Source organism: Arthrobacter sp. MDT2-34-1, assembly GCF_059091365.1.
Window position 1 is genome coordinate 1 of sequence record NZ_JBNHGO010000025.1, and the last position, 2,260, is coordinate 2,260.

Here is a 2,260-nt window from a genome sequence, read left to right on the forward strand (position 1 = left end):
AGGCAGCCTTGAAAGCCATCACCGCCTGCTCGACGGCGGCGGCTACCGCGGCTTCGTCGAGGGGGCTCGGCACGGGTGGCTCCTGGGCTGGGGGTGTGCCCGCGACACCCGGCTCGGGCCGCCACTGGTAGGTGTAATGGCCGGTCACCTCGAAGGAGGTGTGGCCGACCCCGTCATTGCGCGGGTCCGGTTCGATCCCGTGCCAGTGGATGGTATGCACGTTCTTGCTGGGCTTGATCGTTCCGTGGACGATCTGGCCCTCGGTGGCCCGCATCAGGGTTCCGGGCAGCGCCCGGCCGGCGTCGGCGGCCTCGAAGCTCCACACCTCGTGTTCGGAGCCGTCCGGAAATTCCAGCTTCCGGTTGAAGAAATCAAACTCCAGGGACACATCCGGCCGCTGCGGAAACTCCGTTTCCGGGCTGCCCTCGTGCGGCTGGTTGGCGGCGAAGTCCACCTGGCTGGGATAGAGCCCGTGTTCCTCCGGCTCCGGGTGCGCGGCCAGGACCCAGTCCGCGACCAGCCCGCCCGGATACAGGCCCCCGGCGGCCGTCTGGGACGGCTCGGCGTGGCAGTGCATCGGGTACTTCCAGTCCTTCGTCCGCGCCTCCCAGACCGCATCGGTCACTTCCGGCGGACGCCGGCACGGCAGCAGGGCCTCCTTGCGCTCCATCGGATTGACAAAGACCGTATCCTCCCACCGCTGCAGCACCGGCCGGCCGGCGGGATGGACGAATCCGGGCCCGCGCGGGAAGTCGAACCCGTTGGCCCGCACCACCCAGACATGGTTGCCGTGGAAGTGCAGCTGGTGGTCCACGATCCCGGTATTGACCATCCGGATCATCTGCCCGGTACGCACCGTGCCCGGGAACCGGGAGGCGCTCAGGTCCCGGACATCACCCTGCCGGGGGAAGCCGGACGGGAGGGTGTCCTCGTGCCGGCGCTCGTTCAGCTCCTTGTCGGTGCTCACCGCCAGGGACTGGAAACCCGCGTAGTTGTTCAGGGTGAAGTAGCGGACATAGGCCGGTTGGGCGTCCGGGTCCACCGTGCCGCCCCGGGACGCGACCGCGGCCCACTCGGGCACGATATCGTGGCAGATCCACAGCCACTGCCGCTCGAACTCCAGCCGGCCCGGGGCCAGCCGCCACGCATCGGCCGGATCGATCACCACCAGCGCACCGTGCAGCCCCAGCACCCGCTCGACCGGCCCGTTGCCCGGATCCGAAAAAATGTAGGTGCCCGGCTCCGGGGCGTCCAGCACCACCTCCCCGACCGCCCCCGGGGCAATCGGCCCGGTGCCCACGTCCACACCGCGCGGCTCCAGCTCATTGCCGCCGGGACCCACATCATGGAAGACCAGCTGGTGCGGCTGGGCCAGGGTGTTGTGCACCCGCAGCCGGATAGTGGAGCCGGTCTCGGCAATCAGGGTCCGGGGCGGGAAGAAACTGGCCCAGTACGCCCGCCGGACCAGGTAATGGTGCGCGCTCTCCGGATCCGGACCCAAAGGCAGGGGCCGCCCGTGCGGCGGCAAAGCCGCCTCCAGCGGATAATGCCGGCTGGCCACGACCTGGCCGGTTGCGGTGAAGACATGCGGGGCCAGCCGCAGCGCCGCCTCCGGGTCATTGGCCGCCGCCGGACGGTCACCGAAACCGCGGTGATAGACCAGGGACCCGTCCACCATCGGCAGGAAACCCTCATTGATATAGACATCGAGCACACCCGGCGCGGAAGGCACCGCGGCCGCGCGCTGACCTGCCGCCCCGAAACCCAAAAAACTCCGGCGGCCGATACCGCTGCTGGCCACGTGGCCCACCCCGCACTGCGAGAAAAACTTCCGCACCCGGAACGGCACACACGCCGATTCACCGGATGAACGGGACGACGCCACCCCAACCAGGACAACCCGGCCGTGATTCCTTCTGCTTAGCGTCGAACATTTAATTTTATCCCCGTACCCCTGGAAAAACACACCCAGGTCCGGCAGCAGGCCCGGCACCCACCCCGGCGGCTGCAATCCCCACGTCCCCGTACTGGGGAGCAGGCAGCCGCAGGAGATATCCGCGGTGCTGACCCGGGCCGGGCGGGCAGGGACAGCGGTACCGAGCTGCGGGATAATGAATCCGGCAGCACCGGACCGTAATCCGGGCCGGAGGTGATGCAGCGCAGTGACGGCGGCGGCCAGCCGGGCAACCCGGGCCGGCGCCATCAGCGGGGGATCCTTCACGAGGTCGGGGAAGTGACGGCATGGCCTGCAGAACCTGGT

1 protein-coding gene is annotated in these 2,260 nt (G+C 69.1%); it reads right to left on the reverse strand.

Annotation, left to right across the window (positions count from 1 at the left end; all coding sequences use genetic code 11):
• Positions 1-1,801 (reverse strand): multicopper oxidase domain-containing protein (locus tag AC5RVV_RS17275; protein WP_494002594.1); only part of this gene is annotated, 1,801 nt, incomplete at its 3' end.
• Positions 1,802-2,260: the final 459 nt, after the last annotated feature.